The sequence below is a fragment of the Caballeronia terrestris genome (genome assembly GCF_001544515.1).
GTDB lineage: Bacteria > Pseudomonadota > Gammaproteobacteria > Burkholderiales > Burkholderiaceae > Caballeronia > Caballeronia terrestris.
In genome coordinates this window covers 39,303-56,725 of record NZ_FCOL02000037.1, presented here as the reverse complement: position 1 = coordinate 56,725, position 17,423 = coordinate 39,303, and the positions used below count along the sequence as shown (strand labels likewise).

The window sequence follows — 17,423 nt, the reverse complement described above, 5'->3', positions numbered from 1 at the left end:
CCCCGCCGCGATCGCCACCTGGATGATGCTCACGAAAAGCGCCGAGCCGGCTTCCGGCTGTTCAGGCGTCGCGCGCTGGATCCACACGCTGAAGCAAAGCGGCAGCGCGCCGAACGCGATGCCCCACGCGAGCACGACCGCACTCACGCCGAACTCCGAGTGACGCAGCACGGGCATCAGCAGCAACGCGAACATCAAGAGGGACACCATCGCCGCGACGGAAAGCTTCAGGTTGCGCGCGACCGCAGCCGATGCCACGAAATTCGACACGAAACCGATCACGCCGAAACCGAGCAAGAGCCACGTAATCGTCGACATATCGAGATGGGCATCGCCGAGCAGGAACGGCGTCACGTACGTGTACGACGAGAAGTGCGCGCCGAACACGAGCGCCACCATCAGCAGGCTCCTGCGGGGATGCGAGCGTCGCAGCAACAGCGTGAGATCGGAGAGCCGCAACGCCGCCGCCGACGGCAGCGACGGCACGAGGAACAACTGCGCCACGAGCGCGACGGCGACCAGTCCGCCTGTCGCCATGAACGAGACCCGCCACGATGCGAGGCTCGCGATGAACGTGCCGAGCGGCACGCCGATCACCGTCGCGCAGGTCACGCCAGTGAGGATCATCGCCATCGCTCGGGCTGCGTCTTTGGGCTCGACGAGGCGTCTTGCTGCCGATGTGGCGAGCGTCCAGAAACCGCCCAATGCTGCGCCCAGGAGCGCGCGCCCGAGCAGCATGACGGTGAAATTCGGCGCGAACGCGGACAACAGGTTCGACGCGAGCAGCATCGCGGTGAGCAGCAGGAACACATGACGACGATCCATGCGCCCCGCACCGAGCATCAGTCCGGGTGCCGAGATCGCAGCGATTATCCCCGGCGTCGTGACCATCAGCCCGGCGGTTCCCGGCAGCACGTCCAGTTCGCTGGCGACGTGCGGCAGCAGGCCGACCGGCAGAAATTCCGTCGTGACGAACGCGAATGCGCCGGTTGTCACCGCTGCTACGGCGAGCCACTGGCGCAAGGAAGAAGGTGTGTCGCTTAGAGGTAGATCGCTAACGGTTGAGGAGAGGTTTTCCATCGATAGGGTTTTTTGAAGGTTGTGCGGCTGCGGAGGAGTTCCCGAGCCAGTCGTTGCCGCAACATAACATCGCATCAAGGGTCTTGCAGAACTCACCGGGTTGGTGCGTTGTCGTGGTGCATAACGAGCCGCAGGGGCAGAGAATCAGGCAATCCAGCGTCGCCTGTTCCCTCATGTATCAACTCCTTTTCGGCTCAGGGGCTTTTTCGCGGCGCTGCCGCTTTCTATAGTTCAACTCAAGCCAAACCAAGCAAGGAGATCATCATGTCCGTCGAAACTCGTCTCGCCGCACGCGGCCTCGCCCTGCCCGTGCCGCCCAAGCCGCTCGGCCGCTACACGGCGACAAGCGAAGCCGGCGACCTGCTGTTCGTCTCCGGACAACTGCCGCTGCGCGATGGCCGCGTCGCGTTTCAGGGGCGTGTCGGAGAAGACGTGAGCGTCGAGGAAGGCCGGCAGGCCGCCGAAATCGCCGCGCTCAACGTGCTCGCGCAGATCCACGCGCACCTGGGCGGATTCGAGCGGCTGGAGCACATCGTGCGGGTCGAAGGGCATGTCGCGAGCGCCGACGGCAATTTCGAGCAGCCCGCCGTGATCGACGGCGCATCCGATCTCTTCGCCGACGTGCTCGAATCGAAGGCCGGCCACGCGCGATCCGCGTTCTCGCACCGCCAGTTGCCGGCGAACGCGACGGTGGTGCTGGTGGTCATCGCGAAGATCAGGCCGCAGGGCGACTGACGCGCGGTTCAGCTCACGAGCCGCTTCTTCTCGATCAGGAAATCGACGAAGGCGCGCACGCGCGACGACATGTGCCGCGCATGCGGATAGAGGAGCACGAAGGGGCGCGTCACGCCACCGTACTCCTTTAGCACTTCGACGAGCGTGCCCGCGCGCAGGTCTTCCTCCACGACGAAGCGATACGTCTGAAACAACCCCGCCCCCGCGCGCGCGAGCGTGACGCCGCCGAGCACGTCCTCCGCGCAGCCGTAACTGCCTGCTGTCGGCACGTCGATGTCTTCGCCGTCGTAGCGCAGCGTCCACGCGAGACGCCGTCCGCTGCTCGGCATATCGAACTGGATGCACTCGTGGCGCAAGAGGTCTTCAGTCGTCGCTGGCGTTCCCGCGCGGCGCAGATAACCCGGCGTCGCAACGACGACGAGTTCCGCATCTTCGAGCTTGCGTGCGATCAGGTTCGAATCGTCGGGTGCCTTGCCGCGCACGGAGAGATCGAAGACATCGTCGGCGAAATCGACGTTGCGGTTGCTGATGTGCGTCTCGACCCTGACATCCGCATGGCGCTCCCTGAATTCAGGCAGCAGCGGCAGCACGCGATAGTGCGCATAAGGCGTCGGCAGGCTGATGCGCAGCGTGCCCGCCGGGTGGCCGTGCTGGCCGCTGACCTGACGCTCGGCATCGACGAGTTGCGCGAGCGCGCCGCGGCATTGCTCGAAATAGATCTGGCCTTCGTCGGTGAGACGGATCTGGCGCGTCGTGCGCACGAAAAGCCGCACCCCTAGCCTTCCTTCGAGCCGCGACACGGAGCGGCTCACCGCCGCCGGCGTCACGCTCGCGGCGATCGCGGCCGCGCTGAAGCTGCTCAGTTCGGCGGCGAGGCAAAAGAGTTCGATGCTGCCGATCTGCAAGTCGTCGAATTGACGTTTCATGTCGATCTCAAACGCGCATGCTCTTGCTGCGCAAGTCGTCGAGCACGGGGACTGCCGCAAGCGCGACGAGGATCGTCGCGAGCGGCACCGTCGCGATGAAACCGGCGTGCTTAAATCCGAAAGCGCCCGCGAGCGCGCCAGCGACGAACATCCCGAGCAGCGACGATAACAGCCGCAGGCGCGCGCGATCCGCGCGCACCTTGGCTGTCCCGTCGTGCGCCTCGCCGAGGTTCCAGTAGAAGAGCTTGCCGAGTTCGATGCCGATATCGGTGACGAGACCCGTCACGTGCGTCGTGCGGATCTCGGCCTTCGAGATCTTTGTGATGATCGCGTTCTGCAAACCCATGACGAAGCACAGCAGGGCCACGGTCGCGGGCATGAACAACACGCGATGCTGTTCGAGGTTCGATCCCAGGAAGCCGAAGACGAGCAGCAGCGCGGCTTCGATCAGGAGCGGCATCGCGTATTCGCTGTGAGCCTGACGGCGGCGGCCCCAGTTGATCAGCATCGCCGAAGCCGCCGCACCCGCGATGAACGCGACGAGCGCGCTCAGGCCGCCGACGAGCAGCATCGTTTCGCCGATCACGAGGTTGTCCGCGAGCGCCGACACGATGCCCGACATGTGGGACGTGTATTGCCCGACCGCGAGAAATCCACCCGCGTTCGCGGCCCCGGCGACGAACGCGAGTGCCAGGCCGAGGCGCCGGTTGGCCGCGCCGGTGCGGTTGCGGGCAGTCAGGCTGCGAAGATAGTGGATCGGCATGTGAGGCGCCCAGACAGACGAGCGCTCATTCTATGCCTTCAAAACGTGGACGCCGCGTGTGTTTTCGTACGGCAGGCATCGTCGCGCACTAGGGCATCGAATTAGCTCAGCCGGAGTTCAGTGCCGGCTCCGGCCAGCCGCGTCGAGACGTGCACGCGTTGCAGCAGCGCCTGCAAGTCGTCGATGTTGAACGGCTTCGCGAGGATCGTCACGCCGACGTGCTTCGCCCGCTCCAGTTCGTCGGCGTAACCGGTCATCAGCGCGATCGCCTGATGCGGCCACGTGCGCCTGACTTTCTCGGCCACGTCGATGCCGTTGTTCGCGCCCGGCATCTGGATATCAGAGAGGATGAGGTCGAACGTCGCGCCCTCCTCCAGCGCCTTGAGCGCGGCGTCGCCGGTCAGCTCGTGACGCGCGTCCCAGCCGAACACTTCCAGCACGGCCGCCAGGCCCGCCGCGACCTCCTCGTTGTCCTCGACAAGCAGCACAGAGCCCTGGCTCGACGCTCCGGCCGATGCCGCCGACTGCGCCGATGCCGCCGCATCCGACGCCTCGCCCGCCCATCGCGGGAGGAAGAGGCGGATCGTCGTGCCTTTACCGGGCACGCTGTCGATGCGCGCCGTGCCGCCCGCCTGCTCGCACATCGCAGCCACTTGCGCGAGTCCGAGGCCTGTCCCTGCGCTCGTCGTCTTGGTGGTGAAGAGCGGCTCGAATGCGCGTTGTGCGATGGCGGCCGGCATGCCGGTGCCGTCATCGGAACACGCGAGCACGACGTACTCGCCCGGCTTCAGGCGCCCGGACGTGTGCTTCAGTTGAACGTTTTCGCAACGGACGGCGAACTCGCCGCCGTCGGGCATCGCGTCCTTCGCATTGACGGCGATGTTGATCAGCGCGGCCTGCAATTCGGTGGCATCGACGTAGACTGGCCAGAGACCGGGCGCCGAGAAGATCGTCAGCTTTGCATCCTCGCCAAGCGATGTCTTGATGAGCGATGTGGCGTCCGCCAGCCACTTGCTCAAATCGGTGGTTTCCTGCCGCAAGGGCTGCTTGCGCGCGACGCTCAACAGCTTGCGCGCCAGCACTTCCGCGCCGACCGACGCCCGCTCAACCGCCGTCACCTCCTTCTCCAGCCCGTTGAAGCCTTTGCGCCGCGCCAGCTCCATATTCGCTTTGACGACCATCAGCAGATTGTTGAAATCGTGCGCGACGTTCGCCACCAGATTGCCGAGCGCGCCCATTCGCCGCATCTGGCGTGCCGTCGCTTCGGCGGAGAGACGCATGCCCACTTCGGTGCGCCAGCTTTCCCACGCCGCCTGCTCTTCCTTCAGCCGGCGCAGCGAAAAGCCCACGAGAATCCAGATCCCGCTGCAAGGAAGCAGGGTCGCGAGCGCGATCAGGCCATCCTGCTGCAGCCAGCGGTTCGTCACCGCCGACACGGCGATTCCCGCTGTCACGTAAAGCGGATACGTGCCGACCTGCCGATACGCGAGCAGCTTGTCGACGCCATCGAGCGCCGATTCGAAGCGGATGCGGCCGTGCGGTCCAGCGCCGTCGATCGCGTTGACGAGCGGCAGGTTGCGCGTGGGGGCGGGCTGTATCCGGGGAGGGGGCGATCGCACGAGAATGCCGCCGTCGCGTCGATACAGCCCGAGCGTGAGCGCGCCGTCCTGAGCCGCGAGTTCGCGGTAGAACGAGATGAAATAGTCGCGTTGCAGGGAGATGGAGACAATGCCGAGGAAGCGTCCGGAGGCGTCGCGCCGGGCGGTGCTCGTGTTGAACACATCGGCGCCGGTGACGACACCTCGAAACGGCAGCGAGATATCGATCTGCGCAGCGGCCGAACGGCGGCCCGTGCGAAAGTCGCTGCGATCGCTGATCGAGACGCGCGGCGCCGGAAATCCGCGGCTGCTGGCGAGCAAGTCGCCGTTGCGCCCGAAGATCGCGATGGCGGCGATCTGCGGCAGGCGCTCGGTCATCGCATGCAGCTCGCGATGCAATTCTTCCTGACGCGCAAGGATTTGCACGTCGCCGTCGGTGCCCAGCATGCCGACGAGGCGCGACGACATCTCGCGGTTCAAATCGAGCACCTTGACCGCCTGCTCTTCGGCGACGCGTGCCAGGCGGTCGATAACTTCAGACGATTCGGCGATCCTGCTCCGGTATCCGAAATATCCGTAGCCGACGATGAAAAACAGGGGCGTTACGATCGACGCAACCAGAACGATGATCAGCAGGCGGCGTGTCGCACCAAAATCGCGCGGCGGAACGGGGATATCGAGAGCAGAACTGTCCAGCGCCGCTACTTCTTGATGCTCGCTCATTACAGATCCTGCTATCTTCAGAAGGCGAAGATTATCCAGATGAATCATGCACGTCAAACTGGTGCAAAAAAGGTCTGGGTTGCAAAACGCAACTTCGAACCAGGGATCAGGTGCTTTCATCTGCCTTATCGCGCAAATGTCCTCAACCGCGATCACGAAATCGATGCGAATTGCTATTTCGTTGCGCGAACGGCGCACCGCATCCTGGCGTCGTGCCTCTCCTGTCGTTTACCCGCGTGTCGGCCGGCCGCGACAACGCTATCCCACCACCACGCGATTGCGCCCGTCGCGCTTCGCCCGATACAGCGCCACGTCGGCGGCTTCGATCAGTTGTTTCGAACCGTCTTCGCCATGCGGCGTCTGCGTCACGCCGCCGATGCTGACCGTCAGGCGCCCGTGCGACGAGCCCGAGTGCGGCACGCCCAGCGCCTCGACTGCGATGCGGATTTTTTCAGACAAAAGCCGCATGCCCGGCACCGACGTCCCCGGCAGCACTACGGCAAATTCCTCGCCGCCAAAGCGCGCAGCAAGATCCGACGACCGGTTAAGACTCGCTTCGATCGCATGCGCGATCAGTTTCAGCACGTCGTCGCCGGCGACGTGGCCGTAGGTGTCGTTATAGGACTTGAAGTTGTCGACGTCGATCATCAGGAAACCGATCGACGTCCCGTCGCGCATCGCCCGCCGCCATTCCGCGCTGACGTAGTCGTCGAGACGCCGGCGGTTCGAAAGCCCCGTCAGCCCGTCCGAATTCGTCAGCCGCTGCAGTTCGAGGTTGGTCGCAAGTAAATGTTGCTGCGACTGCCTGAGCGCACGATACGCCTCGTCGCGCTGCAGCAGGTTCAGATACGAGCGCGAGTGATAGCGAATCCGCGCGACGAGTTCGATCGTATCGGGCAGCTTGACCAGATAGTCGTTCGCGCCGGCCGAAAACGCCGCGCTCTTGATGCGTGGCTCTTCCTTCGTCGAGAGCACGATGATCGGGATATCGCGCGTCGACGGATTCTCGCGATACTGGCGCACGAGCGTCAGCCCGTCGACGCCCGGCATCACGAGATCCTGCAGGATCACGGTCGGCCGCGTCTCGCGCGCGACGCGCAACGCGTCCTCGGGATTCGCGCAGTAGTGGAGGTCGACGTCGGGCTGGTCAGCGAGCGCGCGGCGCAGCGCCTCGGCGATGATCGCCTGATCGTCGACGAGCAGCGCCATCACCGGGCATTCGGCAGCCGGCGGCGCGTTCAGCGCGGCGGCGAGCAGATCGGCGACCGCGCGCTCGTCGGCGTGCGAGCGCGCGCTGGCCCGTTCGATGCTCGCGGCAACCGCTCCTGCGGCCGTCGCGGCTCCCGTCACACCGGCAGCGCCGACTGCGCCGACTGCGCGTCTGGCGCGTTCGGCAAGCGAATCCGGATTGGGATGTTCCATTGAGATGTCCTTGGTCAATAAATGGTGTCAGCCAGCCGTTCTGAATGCGGCCGTGATGGCGGGCGCGATGCGCGGCAGCGGCAGGATTTCGACGGCCGCGTTCAGCGCGGCCGCCGCTTTCGGCATGCCGTAGACCGCGCAGGTCGCTTCATCTTGCGCAATCGTGTGATAACCCTTCGCGCGCATCGTCTTCAAGCCGATCGCGCCGTCGCGCCCCATGCCGGTGAGCAGCACGCCGAGCGCGCGCCCCGTCCAGCGCTCGACGATGCTCTGGAAGAACACGTCGACGGAGGGCCGGTACGGCAGGTCCACGGGGTCTGCCGTGTAGCCGAGCCGCGTGGCATCGGCGAAATGCAGGTGGTCGTTGGTCGCGGCGAGCAGCACGGTGCCCGGCACGGGCGTGTCGCCTTCGCGCGCGATGCGCACGGGCAGCTTCGTTTGTGCGTCGAGCCATTGCGCCATGCCCTCGGCGAACGCCCGGTCGACGTGCTGCACGATCACGATCGACGCCGCGAAGTCCGCCGGAAGCGCGCCGAGCAGCGTCGCGAGCGCGGCAGGGCCGCCCGCCGACGCGCCGATCGCAACCAGCGCGCTGCCTTTCGTCACGCGCGGAGCAACGCGCGCCGCGAGTGCGCCATTCGCCGCCGCGATCCGCGCGCCGATCTGGTCGATCTTCGCGATCAGCGCCGCCGCGCCGCGCCGCGCGTCGGCGCCCGCGAGCGCGGGTGTATCGACGGCATCGAGCGCGCCCGCGCCCATCGCCTCGTAGACGCGCCACGCGTTCGCGCCGACGTCGACCGTCACGACGAGAATTGCGCACGGCGCGCGCGCCATGATGCGGCGCGTCGCCTCGACGCCGTCGAGGTTCGGCATCACGAGGTCCATCAGCACGACGTCGGGCGTCTGCGCGACACAGTAGTCCACGGCCTGCGTGCCGTCGTGCGCGACCCACACGATCTCGAAGTCGGCTCGCGCGGCAAGCGCGCGGCGCAGCGCTTCCACGGCCAATGACACGTCGTTGACGATGCCGATTTTCATCGCGGCTCCTTGTTGCCTTGCTTCATGACTTCGCCTCGCCGATCAGGTCGCGCACGGCGTCGAGCAGCGTCTGGTCGTGAAAGCTCCCTTTCGCGAGGTAATAGTCGGCGCCCGCGTCGAGTCCGCGCTGGCGGTCCTCCGCGCGGTCCTTGTACGACACGATCATCACCGGCAGATTCGAAAGCTGCGCATCGCGCCGGATCAAGGACACGAGTTCGATACCGTCGAGGCGCGGCATGTCGATATCGGTGATGACGAGGTCGAAGCGCTCGCCGCGCACGGCGTTCCAGCCGTCCATGCCATCGACCGCGATGGTCACGTCGTAGCCGCGCGAAACGAGCAGCTTCTTTTCCAGCTCGCGCACGGTCAGCGAATCGTCGACGACGAGCACGCGCTTCGCCGCCGTTTCGGTGCGCGCCGTGCCCGCGCCCACGCGCCCGATCTCGCCGCCCGCGACGAGCTTCTCCACCGAGCGCAGCCAGTCATCGAGATCGGCGATCAGGAGCGGGTCGCCGTTTTCCATCAGCGCGCCCGCCGCGATGTTGCGCACCTTGCCGAGGCGCTTGTCGAGCGGCTGAACGACGAGCATGCGCTCGCCGAGAAAGCGATCCACGACGATGCCGTAACTCACCGCGCCCTGTCCTATCACGACGATGTTGAACTGGTCGCCGGTGGCGTCGAACGTGCCGGCCTGCAGCACCTGATGCGCCGTGACGAGGCCGAGACGGCGGCCGTCGAAGGAGAAATGCTGGTGGCCTTCGAGCAGGTCGATCGCGTTCGCGGGCAGCACCATCGTGCGCGTGACGTGCGCGAGCGGCAGCCCATAAGGCTCGCCCGCGACCTCGACGATCAGGCTGCGGATCACCGAAAGCGTCAGCGGCAACTGCAAGAGGAAGCGGGTGCCCGTGTGCGACTGCGCGGCGTCGTGGATCACGCGCACGCTGCCGCGCACTTGCCGCACTGCGTCCTGCACGGCATCGAGCCCGACGCCGCGGCCTGACACGTCCGTGACGGTATCGCGCATCGAGAAGCCGGGCAGGAAGAGGAACTCGGACAGTTCCACGTCCGACATGCGCGCCGCCGTCGCCTCGCTCGCGAGCGCCTTTTGCACGACGACGCGCCGCAACGCATCGATGTTGATTCCCGCGCCGTCGTCGGACACGCTGATGAAGAGCGACCCCGCGCTGTGCCGCGCCTCGAGCGTGATCGTGCCCTCGGCGGGCTTGCCGAGCGCGCGCCGCACCGACGGCGGCTCGATGCCGTGATCGACGGCGTTGCGCAGCAAGTGCCCGAGCGGGCCGTCGAGCATGTCGAGGATGTCGCGGTCCACCTGCGTCGATTCGCCGACGATCACGAGCCGCGCTTCCTTGCCAAGCGAACGCGCGACGTCGCGCACCATGCGCGCGAAGCCACCGGTGGCATCGACGAAAGGACGCATGCGGCATTCGAGTGCTTCGTCGTAAAGCTGTTGCGACAAATGCGTCGAGCGGCGGTCGAAGTTTTCGAGTTCGGCGAGGCGCTCGTTGAGATGCCGGTGAACTTCGGCGGAAAGCTGGCGCGCTTCGTCGAGCGCGGCGCGTGCGCGCGGGTCGAACTGCTGGTATTCGGGGACGTCGGCGAGCGTTTCGTGCAGGCGTTCGAGCGCACGGTTCGCATCGCGCTGGATGCGCTTCACACGCAGCATCGATTGCGCGAACGGTTTCACCCAGCGCGATTCGACAAGCGACTCGCCGGAGTGGCTCAGCAGGCGATCGAGCGTGTCGGCGCGCACGCGCAGCATGCGCGGACCGGCAGCGGGCGCGTTGTAGGCGGGTTCATCGTTGAGTTCCGGCTCGGGGGCTGCAACGACTGGCAGCGTCAGTTCGCTCGACAAATCGAACGGTGCTTCATGCAGCTGCATTGATGCAGGCGCAGCCGTTCCTTCCAGCCGCGCGCTCAACTCGGCGGCGAACGCATCGGCATTGCGCTCCAGTTGCGCTTCCTCTTCCGCGCCGCGCGTCGTTCCGATCTGCACGATCAGATCGACGCCGCGCAGCAACATGTCGATATGTCCGGCATCGAGCGTCAGGCGCGCTTCCTGCGCCGCGACGAAGCAATCCTCCATCACATGCGCGAGCGTCACGCCGACAGGCACGCCGACCACGCGTGCCGCGCCCTTGAGCGAATGCGCCGCGCGCATGCACGCCTCAAGCGTGACGGGCTCACGCGGCGCACGTTCGAGCGCGAGCAGGCCGTCCGACAGAATCTGCGCCTGCGTGCGGGCTTCCTCGCAGAACAGCTCGATCAGCGACGGCGGAATGGTGTCGCCGCTCGTCATGTGAGGCTCCGGTTCAGGGTATCGAGGAGGCGCCCGGCGTCGAGCAGGCCGACCGTCACGCCCTTGAACGCGACCACCGCGCGCGCATGCGACGCCGCGTGATGCGCGAGCGTCGCGGGCACCGGCTTGAACGCGGAGCGCGCGAAACGATGCACGCCATCGACGGCATCGACGGGGAAAACGATCGGGCCCGCGTTCGCTTCGCCCTGCCCTTCGACGACGAGCAAGCGTCCCAGTTCGCGCGCGTCGATAGCCGTGTTCGACGCGCGGCTCGCGGCCTGCGGTTGCGCCGCTTCGATGCCGAAGAGCCGCGCAAGCGATGCGCACACGAGCAAACGTCCGCGCACGTTCACGACGCCCAGCACCGCGCGATGCCGCCGATGCGGCAGCGAGTGGATCGGCCGCAGTTGCGCGACCTGGCGGAAGATCGCGGTCGGCAGGCCGAGCCATTCGTCGCCGATGCGGAACACGAGATACGACACGGCTTCCGCGCTTTGCGCCGCCGACGGCGTTTTGGCGAAGTCGTGTGCTTCGATGCGTGCCTCGACGCGATCGAGCACGCGCGCGGCGGCGGCATCGTGCACCGGGCAGTTGCGGCAATGCACGTACTCTTCGAGCTTCGAGCACGAACCGTCTCCGCGTACGCCGATGCGGTTCCAGCAGTCGTCGATGTGGGCGACATCGACTGCGGTATTTAAACGATCGTTCATCGCGGCCTCGCTTCGAGCCGCTCGGCGCGTGCAAGCAGAAGGCCCGCGCCGGCCGCGTCGCCATCGATTTGCAGGAGAGCGGCGAGATGCGTGAGCGCCTCGCGATGCGCGGGATCGAGATAGAGCGCGCGCTTGTACTGGCTGCGCGAGGCGGTGCGGTCGTCGCGGGCGTCGGCGATTACGCCGAGCAGGTAGTAGGCGTCAGCGCTCGATGCGTGGCCTTCCAGATAAGCGCGTGCGGCGGCTTCGGCGGCATCGAGCTGGCCTGCGTCGGCGAGCACGCGTGCTTTGGTGAGGCTTGCGTTGGCGTCGTCGCGTTTAGCCGGGACCGGAGCGATGGGCTGCTTCATCGTCCACGGTGCAGGCGTAACGGGACGCGGCGCGGGAACCGTCCACGCCGGAAGCGGCTTTGGCGGCGCGGCCCGCGGTTTGATCGGCACGACAGCGACCTCCGGCTCCGCGCGCAGAAACGCGAACGCGAGCGGGATCTTCGCGGAACGCATCCCTTCGCGCATCATGAGGCCCGTCTCGGCAGGACCGACGAACAACATGCCGCCGTCGGCGAGCAGGGCGTCGAGCACGCGCAGCGCGGCCGATTGCGTCGCGGGATCGAAATAGATCAGCACGTTGCGGCAAAACACGAAGTCGAAACGCTCGAACGCGTGCGGATCGAGCTGCAGCAGGTTCGCATGCGTGAAGCGCACGCGCTCTGCGATAGCCGCGTTCAGACGCCAGCCATCGTTCGTACGTTCGAAGTGTCGGTCGCGAAAGCCAATCGCATGACCGCGAAACGCGTTGCGTCCGTAGTGCGCGCGGCGGGCGTTAGCCAGCGCGCGCTCGCTCACGTCGATGGCTTCGACCGCAAAGCGTTCCGGCGCGATGCCCGCATCGCAAAAAGCCATCGCGATCGAATACGCTTCCTCGCCCGTCGAGCACGGCAGGCTCAGCACGCGCACGCGCTTTTCCGGCTGATCGTGGAGCCGCAGCCGCGCGAGACGCACGAGCGCGGCGAACGCCTCTGCATCGCGAAAGAACCATGTCTCCGGGACGACGACGGCTTCGATCAAATCCTGCAGTTGTTCAGGCGCGGCGTTGACTTCGTGCCAGTAGTCGTCGAGCGTGGCTTCCGAAGCGTTGGCATCGCGCCATGCCGTAAAGCGCTCGCGCACCGCGCGCACGATCGCGCCCGAACCGATCGATTCGGCATCGAGCCCGATCGTCCGGTGCAACAGCGCGACGAAGCGCTCGGTGAGAGCGAGATCGTATTGAACGTGTGGATGGTTCACGTAGCACGCTCCGCAAACAGCAGCGTCTGCACGTCGTCCGGCAGCAGATGTTCGATGCGGACCCATTGCAGCAGACCGAGACCATCGTGCGCAAGCGGCCCGAGATAGCGCGCGTGCGGCGTATCGATGCCTGCATCGCGGAAACTCGCGGCATCGAGTTTGATCGTGCGCGTCGCCTGTTCGAGCAGCAGCCCGAGACGCCGCTCTTCGATGCCGCTCGCCGTGCGCTGCGGATAGCGCACGAGCGCGAGCCGCGTCGAGAGCCGCTCGCGCGAAGCACGCGCGAGCGCGAGCGCACTGAGATCGACGACGGGCACCGGCGCCCCTTCGTAATCCATGATGCCGGCGACCCAGTCCGGCGCGCCCGGCAGCGCCTTCAGCGGCGCGAGCGGAAGCATGCGTTCCATCTGCGCGCTGTCGAGCAGATAACGGTCGGAGCCGAGCGAGAACTGGACGAAGAGCATCGGTTCATTCACCCGCGTTCAGGCCGCGACCTTGAAGCGCGACACGCCGGTGCGCAGCCCGTTCGCGGTGTGCGTGAGATCGTCGATGGCCTGCGTCGACTGGCGCAGCGACTCTGCCGTCTGCTGCGCGGCCTCAGACAGTTGCGAGAGCGCCTGTGAAATCTGGTCGGCGCCGGTCGCCTGCGTCTGCATGCCTTCGTTGATCATCACGAAGCGCGGCGCGAGCGTCTGCACCTGATGGATGATCTGCGACAACTGGCCGCCCACTTGCTGCACGTCGAGCATGCCGCGCCGCACTTCCTCGGAGAACTTGTCCATGCCCATCACGCCCGCCGCCACCGCCGACTGAATCTCTTTCACCATCTGCTCGATGTCGAACGTGGCGACCGCCGTCTGGTCCGCGAGACGCCGGATCTCGGTCGCGACGACCGCGAAGCCGCGTCCATAATCGCCCGCTTTTTCGGCTTCGATCGCGGCGTTCAGCGACAGGAGGTTGGTCTGGTCGGCGACCTTCGTGATCGTGGCGACGACCTGATTGATGTTGCCCGCCTTCTCGTTCAGGATTGCGAGCTTGCCGTTGACCGAGCCGGCCGCATCCATCACGAGTCGCATCGTTTCTTCCATGCGCGTGAGGCCGGTCTGCCCCGTGCCAGCGAGCGCCGCCGATTGTTCCGCCACACCCGACACCTCGTTCATCGTGCGCACGAGGTCACGCGCGGTCGCAAAAATCTCGCGCGACGTCGCACCGATTTCGGTTGTCGTCGCGGCTGTTTCGCTGGCGGTGGCTTGCTGCTCGCGCGCCGTCGCGGCGATTTCGGAGACGGAAGTCGTCACCTGCACCGCCGACTTCTGCGCCTGGCCGACGAGCCCGGTCAGTTCGTCCGTCATGCGATTGAACCCCGCTTCGAGCGTGCCGAACTCGTCGCGACGGTCGAGCGCGAGACGCTGCGTGAGGTCGCCGGTACGCATCTTGTCGACGACATCGACGAGACGCAGCATCGGCACGGTCACGGACTTGAGCAGCATGAAGCCGAGCACCGCAGCCGCTGCAACGGCGATCAGCATGATCACGGCCAGCATGATCTGCGATTCGCGCACGGATTCGCGAATGCTTGCAACCGACTGCGCATGCGCCACCTGATTGTTCTCGACGAGCACACGCGCCGCCTTCTGGCCCGCTTCCCATGCCGGCGTCAGCTTCGTGTTGAAGGTGGCGGTCGCGGCGTCTTTCGAGGTCGCCCGTTCGTGCAGGAACTGGTCGAGCACGGGGCCGTACACCACGCTGTGGCGTTTGAAGTCTTCGAAAAGCTGACGGTCGCGATCGTCGAAAATGGTCGGCACGTAGCGGTCCATCAGACGCTCGATCGACGTGCGCGACTCCGCGAGCAATTGCGTGTCGCGCTTCGTCTGCTCGGGATCGTCGTCGATGTAGGCGAGCCGCTCGGCCGTCGCATAGCTCTCCGTCCATGCGGCGCGCAGGTCGCTGGAGATCGCCGTGCCGAGCATCGTGTCTTCCTGCAGGCTGTTCGCATCGTGGTCGATGCCGCGCAGGATCGCGTAGGAAAGCGCGGCCATCACGAGCATCAGCGCGAGGATGATGCCGAGGCTCGCCAGGATGCGTTGTCGAATCGTCAATCTCTTCACGCTGTTTGCCTTCATGGTGTAAATGGCCGCGTGGTGCAAGACCGCCGCGGACCGGGATTGTTACGTCGGATGCCTGGCGCCCGGTCAGTCGGCGAACGACATCCAGTGAAACGGCAGCAGCCACTGGGCCACCTGCCATACGGCGATCACCCCGAACACGGCGACCGACGCAATGAACAGCGCGAGCCCGCCGAGGATCAGCCAGTCGTCGCGCGTGCGCTTGCCACGTGCCGAACGCGAGCGATGCCGCGCGATGGTCACGCCTTCGTCTTCCAGCCGATGCCGGACGTGATCGGCCTCCCGCCGGTGTTCGACGACGGTTTTCAAACGGACCATCCACTGACTGCAATCGGGATCATGGGAAAACGCTTCGGTAATCGGCTCTGGCTGGTTCTTCGCGAGCATGGAAGGAGTGTCGCAGCAGAGGCGTGAACTTGGCGCGTCGAACAGACGGGGGTTTGGGCGCTTGTTTGCCGGATTGAAAGTGGAGCGAATTGGGTAGTGTTCGAGATGGGAAGGTGCGCTATTTACTGCGCTTCAGCGAATTTAAAATCCGGTAAATAGGATAAATCCGCTAAATCATTTTCCAATAACCGGATCGGACTTTCTGCGAGCAACGTTTATTCAGCCAATCGATATTGATCGTTTCTCGCATTGATAACGCATTGAAATAATTTCCCGCTGGAGCGAAATGAACAGCAAATTCCCTCTCCGCCCGGCATTTTCCAAATCTATTAACTCATCCACATTTTTTTAAGAATCCGTAACGCTGACAGGTAAAAGTTCGTTAAATACCATTCGGTCCATTGACAAAATCGGATCGGATATACCTGTTAATCATGACCCATCATTCACGCGAAACATCACTCCTCACCCGCAGAAAGTTTCTCTCCCTGGCGATAGCCGGCGCCGGCAGCGCAGTGCTCGCCGGATGCGGCGGCGGCGGCAGCGCAGGCGAACCAGACAACGCAGTCGACATCACCCCCGTTTCAAAAGCAGCAACCAACAAGGCATCGCCGAATAGCACGGTCATCCCGCCCGCCGCATCGATCACGGACAACACCGGCAACCTCTGGACGCTCGTCAACAGCCGTGTGACGAAGAACGGCGCCGGCGTCCCGACCGGTTCCGCCAAACCGCTCGTCCTGATCCTGTTTTTCAACGGCGAGATCTACGCGCAAAACTCGATCGGCGGCTGGTACAAGAACGGCAGTCCGTGGACCTCGATCGGCACGTCCGACCCGCGCGGCAACACGGCCGCCGCCGACGCCGCGCTCTTCTACGGCATCAACGGCCATATGGCGTGGGGCAACAACAGCATCTACCAAACGATGCCACCCGAGCAGCAGCTCGCGATCCTGAAGGACCTCGGCGTCACGAACTACCGCTGCGACACCGCCGACGCCGGCATGTCCACGTATCTCGCGACCGCGCTGAAGGGTCCGTTCGCCGGCAGCGGCGTCGCGATCTTCCCGGTGATCAACCCGCGCTCGGCCCGCTGGGACCCCGAGAGCACGGAAGCCGCCGCCTACACGCTCGGCTACGACCTCGCCGTGCGCGTGACGAAGCCGCTCGCGGGCCTCGTCAAATACATCGAATGCGGCAATGAGCTGGATACCGTCGGCCTCAAGATCGCTGGCGACGGCAGTCAGACGTCCGACTGGAATCCCGCGCACTGGCCGTCGTTCCGAGGCGTGATTCGCGGCATGATCGACGGCGTCAAGGCGGTCGATCCGAAGATCCACTGCGGCGTAAACGTCGGCATCCCGATGGGGTATCGCGCGCTGCAGATGCTGTGGACAGGCGTATCGCCGAACGGCACGGCGCAGGGCGTGAGCGGCGCCGCGCCCGTGCGCTGGGACTTTACGACGTATCACTGGTACAAGAGCTCGGGCAAAATCGAATGCGCCGGGCGCAACAATGCGTGCGTAAATATCCTTCAGGTGCTAAAGGACTCGTTTAACGTACCGATCTGGCTGACGGAATTCGGCTGGTCGGGCGCCAAGGACACGCCGCAAGCCGCCGCCGATTACATTGCGTACGCACTCGGCTCGTATCGCGAGATCAAGGACAAGTACAACATCCAGTCGATCATGATGTACGCGGTGATCGATGGGAACTACGGCCTCATCCAGCCCGATGGCGTGACCCGCAACCCGGCCTACGCGACGATGAAGAACTTCATCGCGGCGAATCCGGTTTAGCGTGAGTCGCTCGAGCTGATCAACTCGCGATCGATCAGCTCGAACTTCAGCGGCGCATCCGCCGGCATCGACTTCTTCGCGATCACGCGGCGCCAGTCGCGTTCATTGCGCACATCGCGGAAGAACGCGACGATCGCCACATATTGCGTGTCCGTACGCATCGGTTGCGACAGGCTCGCTGCGCTCCCCGGATTGACGACGACGCCCGCCGCGTCCTGCAGATCGCCGCCTAGCGCGGTGCGGTCGTTCTTCAGGAGATCGTCGTAGGAGGCGGCATCGAACGATTGGCGGTCTTTCAACTGATAGACCCGCACCGCGACCGAGACCGGACGATCCGCCTCGTCCGGATTCAGCGACGCGCGTGCGGTGAAATCGACGTTCAGCGTCTTGACCTGCTTGTAGAACACGGCGTGGTAAGCGTCCGATGTCGTATCGGATACCGACTGCCACGCGCCGCACGCGCTCAACGCAAGCGCTACTAGAACAACGAAAAATCGCATGCAGACTCCAGGT

The 17,423-nt window shown here is 65.2% G+C and carries 15 protein-coding genes; 2 read left to right on the top strand and 13 right to left on the bottom strand.

Features of this window, described 5'->3' with window-relative positions; all coding sequences use genetic code 11:
• The coding region (locus AWB67_RS24485) for an MFS transporter (RefSeq protein ID WP_087658813.1) at window positions 1-1,080 on the bottom strand (1,080 nt) is incomplete at its 3' end.
• Between the two features lie 264 nt (window positions 1,081-1,344).
• On the opposite strand from AWB67_RS24485, the gene AWB67_RS24480 reads away from it, so the two are divergent.
• A complete protein-coding gene (locus AWB67_RS24480; protein ID WP_087658807.1) occupies window positions 1,345-1,815 on the top strand; it encodes a RidA family protein in 471 nt (156 codons plus the stop codon).
• 8 nt (window positions 1,816-1,823) lie between these two features.
• Here AWB67_RS24480 and AWB67_RS24475 read toward each other — a convergent pair whose 3' ends face one another.
• The 11 genes from AWB67_RS24475 to AWB67_RS24425 all read right to left on the bottom strand — a co-directional run bounded on the left by AWB67_RS24475 (window position 1,824) and on the right by AWB67_RS24425 (window position 15,042).
• Window positions 1,824-2,741 (bottom strand): LysR family transcriptional regulator, encoded by a 918-nt coding sequence (locus AWB67_RS24475; RefSeq protein ID WP_087658806.1) that lies wholly within the window; start codon window positions 2,739-2,741, stop codon window positions 1,824-1,826.
• A 7-nt stretch (window positions 2,742-2,748) separates the two neighbouring features.
• Window positions 2,749-3,504 carry a YoaK family protein gene (locus AWB67_RS24470; protein ID WP_087658805.1) on the bottom strand — a complete coding sequence of 252 codons (756 nt, stop codon included), beginning with the start codon at window positions 3,502-3,504 and terminating at the stop codon, window positions 2,749-2,751.
• A gap of 101 nt (window positions 3,505-3,605) precedes the next feature.
• Window positions 3,606-5,825, bottom strand: a complete 2,220-nt coding sequence (locus AWB67_RS24465; protein ID WP_087658804.1) for a hybrid sensor histidine kinase/response regulator family protein — start codon at window positions 5,823-5,825, stop codon at window positions 3,606-3,608.
• Between the two features lie 258 nt (window positions 5,826-6,083).
• Window positions 6,084-7,247 carry a diguanylate cyclase gene (locus AWB67_RS24460; protein ID WP_087658803.1) on the bottom strand — a complete coding sequence of 388 codons (1,164 nt, stop codon included), beginning with the start codon at window positions 7,245-7,247 and terminating at the stop codon, window positions 6,084-6,086.
• A 27-nt stretch (window positions 7,248-7,274) separates the two neighbouring features.
• Entirely contained in the window at window positions 7,275-8,285 is a 1,011-nt protein-coding gene (locus tag AWB67_RS24455) for a chemotaxis response regulator protein-glutamate methylesterase (RefSeq protein WP_087658802.1), read from the bottom strand.
• 22 nt (window positions 8,286-8,307) lie between these two features.
• The gene (locus tag AWB67_RS24450; RefSeq protein WP_087658801.1) at window positions 8,308-10,602 is read right to left on the bottom strand and encodes a hybrid sensor histidine kinase/response regulator; all 2,295 of its coding nucleotides are present in this window, start codon (window positions 10,600-10,602) and stop codon (window positions 8,308-8,310) included.
• Window positions 10,599-11,312, bottom strand: a complete 714-nt coding sequence (locus AWB67_RS24445) for a chemotaxis protein CheW (RefSeq protein ID WP_087658800.1) — start codon at window positions 11,310-11,312, stop codon at window positions 10,599-10,601. The genes AWB67_RS24450 and AWB67_RS24445 overlap by 4 nt, the downstream gene beginning before the upstream one ends.
• Window positions 11,309-12,598 (bottom strand): CheR family methyltransferase, encoded by a 1,290-nt coding sequence (locus AWB67_RS24440; RefSeq protein WP_235025292.1) that lies wholly within the window; start codon window positions 12,596-12,598, stop codon window positions 11,309-11,311. Before AWB67_RS24440 ends, AWB67_RS24445 begins: the two co-directional genes overlap by 4 nt.
• Window positions 12,595-13,062, bottom strand: coding sequence for a chemotaxis protein CheW (locus AWB67_RS24435; RefSeq protein WP_087658798.1), 468 nt, complete (start codon window positions 13,060-13,062; stop codon window positions 12,595-12,597). The genes AWB67_RS24440 and AWB67_RS24435 overlap by 4 nt, the downstream gene beginning before the upstream one ends.
• Window positions 13,063-13,080: 18 nt before the next feature.
• Complete coding sequence (locus tag AWB67_RS24430; protein ID WP_327366417.1) at window positions 13,081-14,721, bottom strand: methyl-accepting chemotaxis protein; 1,641 nt, start codon at window positions 14,719-14,721, stop codon at window positions 13,081-13,083.
• A 69-nt stretch (window positions 14,722-14,790) separates the two neighbouring features.
• Window positions 14,791-15,042: a hypothetical protein gene (locus AWB67_RS24425; RefSeq protein ID WP_125477654.1), complete on the bottom strand. Its 252-nt coding sequence runs from the start codon at window positions 15,040-15,042 to the stop codon at window positions 14,791-14,793.
• Between the two features lie 584 nt (window positions 15,043-15,626).
• Here AWB67_RS24425 and AWB67_RS24420 point away from each other — a divergent pair.
• A complete protein-coding gene (locus AWB67_RS24420) occupies window positions 15,627-16,910 on the top strand; it encodes a glycosyl hydrolase (RefSeq protein WP_087658796.1) in 1,284 nt (427 codons plus the stop codon).
• Here AWB67_RS24420 and tssJ read toward each other — a convergent pair.
• Entirely contained in the window at window positions 16,907-17,410 is a 504-nt protein-coding gene (gene tssJ, locus AWB67_RS24415; RefSeq protein WP_087658795.1) for a type VI secretion system lipoprotein TssJ, read from the bottom strand. The two genes, AWB67_RS24420 and tssJ, sit on opposite strands and share 4 nt — an antisense overlap.
• Between the last annotated feature and the right edge of the window lie 13 nt (window positions 17,411-17,423).

Coding starts and splice junctions, on each gene's coding strand:
- AWB67_RS24425 (WP_125477654.1), bottom strand. CDS start 15,042: ATGGTCCGTTTGAAAACCGTCGTCGAACACCGGCGGGAGGCCGATCAC.
- AWB67_RS24465 (WP_087658804.1), bottom strand. CDS start 5,825: ATGAGCGAGCATCAAGAAGTAGCGGCGCTGGACAGTTCTGCTCTCGAT.
- AWB67_RS24460 (WP_087658803.1), bottom strand. CDS start 7,247: ATGGAACATCCCAATCCGGATTCGCTTGCCGAACGCGCCAGACGCGCA.
- tssJ (WP_087658795.1), bottom strand. CDS start 17,410: ATGCGATTTTTCGTTGTTCTAGTAGCGCTTGCGTTGAGCGCGTGCGGC.
- AWB67_RS24445 (WP_087658800.1), bottom strand. CDS start 11,312: ATGAACGATCGTTTAAATACCGCAGTCGATGTCGCCCACATCGACGAC.
- AWB67_RS24470 (WP_087658805.1), bottom strand. CDS start 3,504: ATGCCGATCCACTATCTTCGCAGCCTGACTGCCCGCAACCGCACCGGC.
- AWB67_RS24455 (WP_087658802.1), bottom strand. CDS start 8,285: ATGAAAATCGGCATCGTCAACGACGTGTCATTGGCCGTGGAAGCGCTG.
- AWB67_RS24475 (WP_087658806.1), bottom strand. CDS start 2,741: ATGAAACGTCAATTCGACGACTTGCAGATCGGCAGCATCGAACTCTTT.
- AWB67_RS24435 (WP_087658798.1), bottom strand. CDS start 13,062: ATGCTCTTCGTCCAGTTCTCGCTCGGCTCCGACCGTTATCTGCTCGAC.
- AWB67_RS24480 (WP_087658807.1), top strand. CDS start 1,345: ATGTCCGTCGAAACTCGTCTCGCCGCACGCGGCCTCGCCCTGCCCGTG.
- AWB67_RS24450 (WP_087658801.1), bottom strand. CDS start 10,602: ATGACGAGCGGCGACACCATTCCGCCGTCGCTGATCGAGCTGTTCTGC.
- AWB67_RS24430 (WP_327366417.1), bottom strand. CDS start 14,721: ATGAAGGCAAACAGCGTGAAGAGATTGACGATTCGACAACGCATCCTG.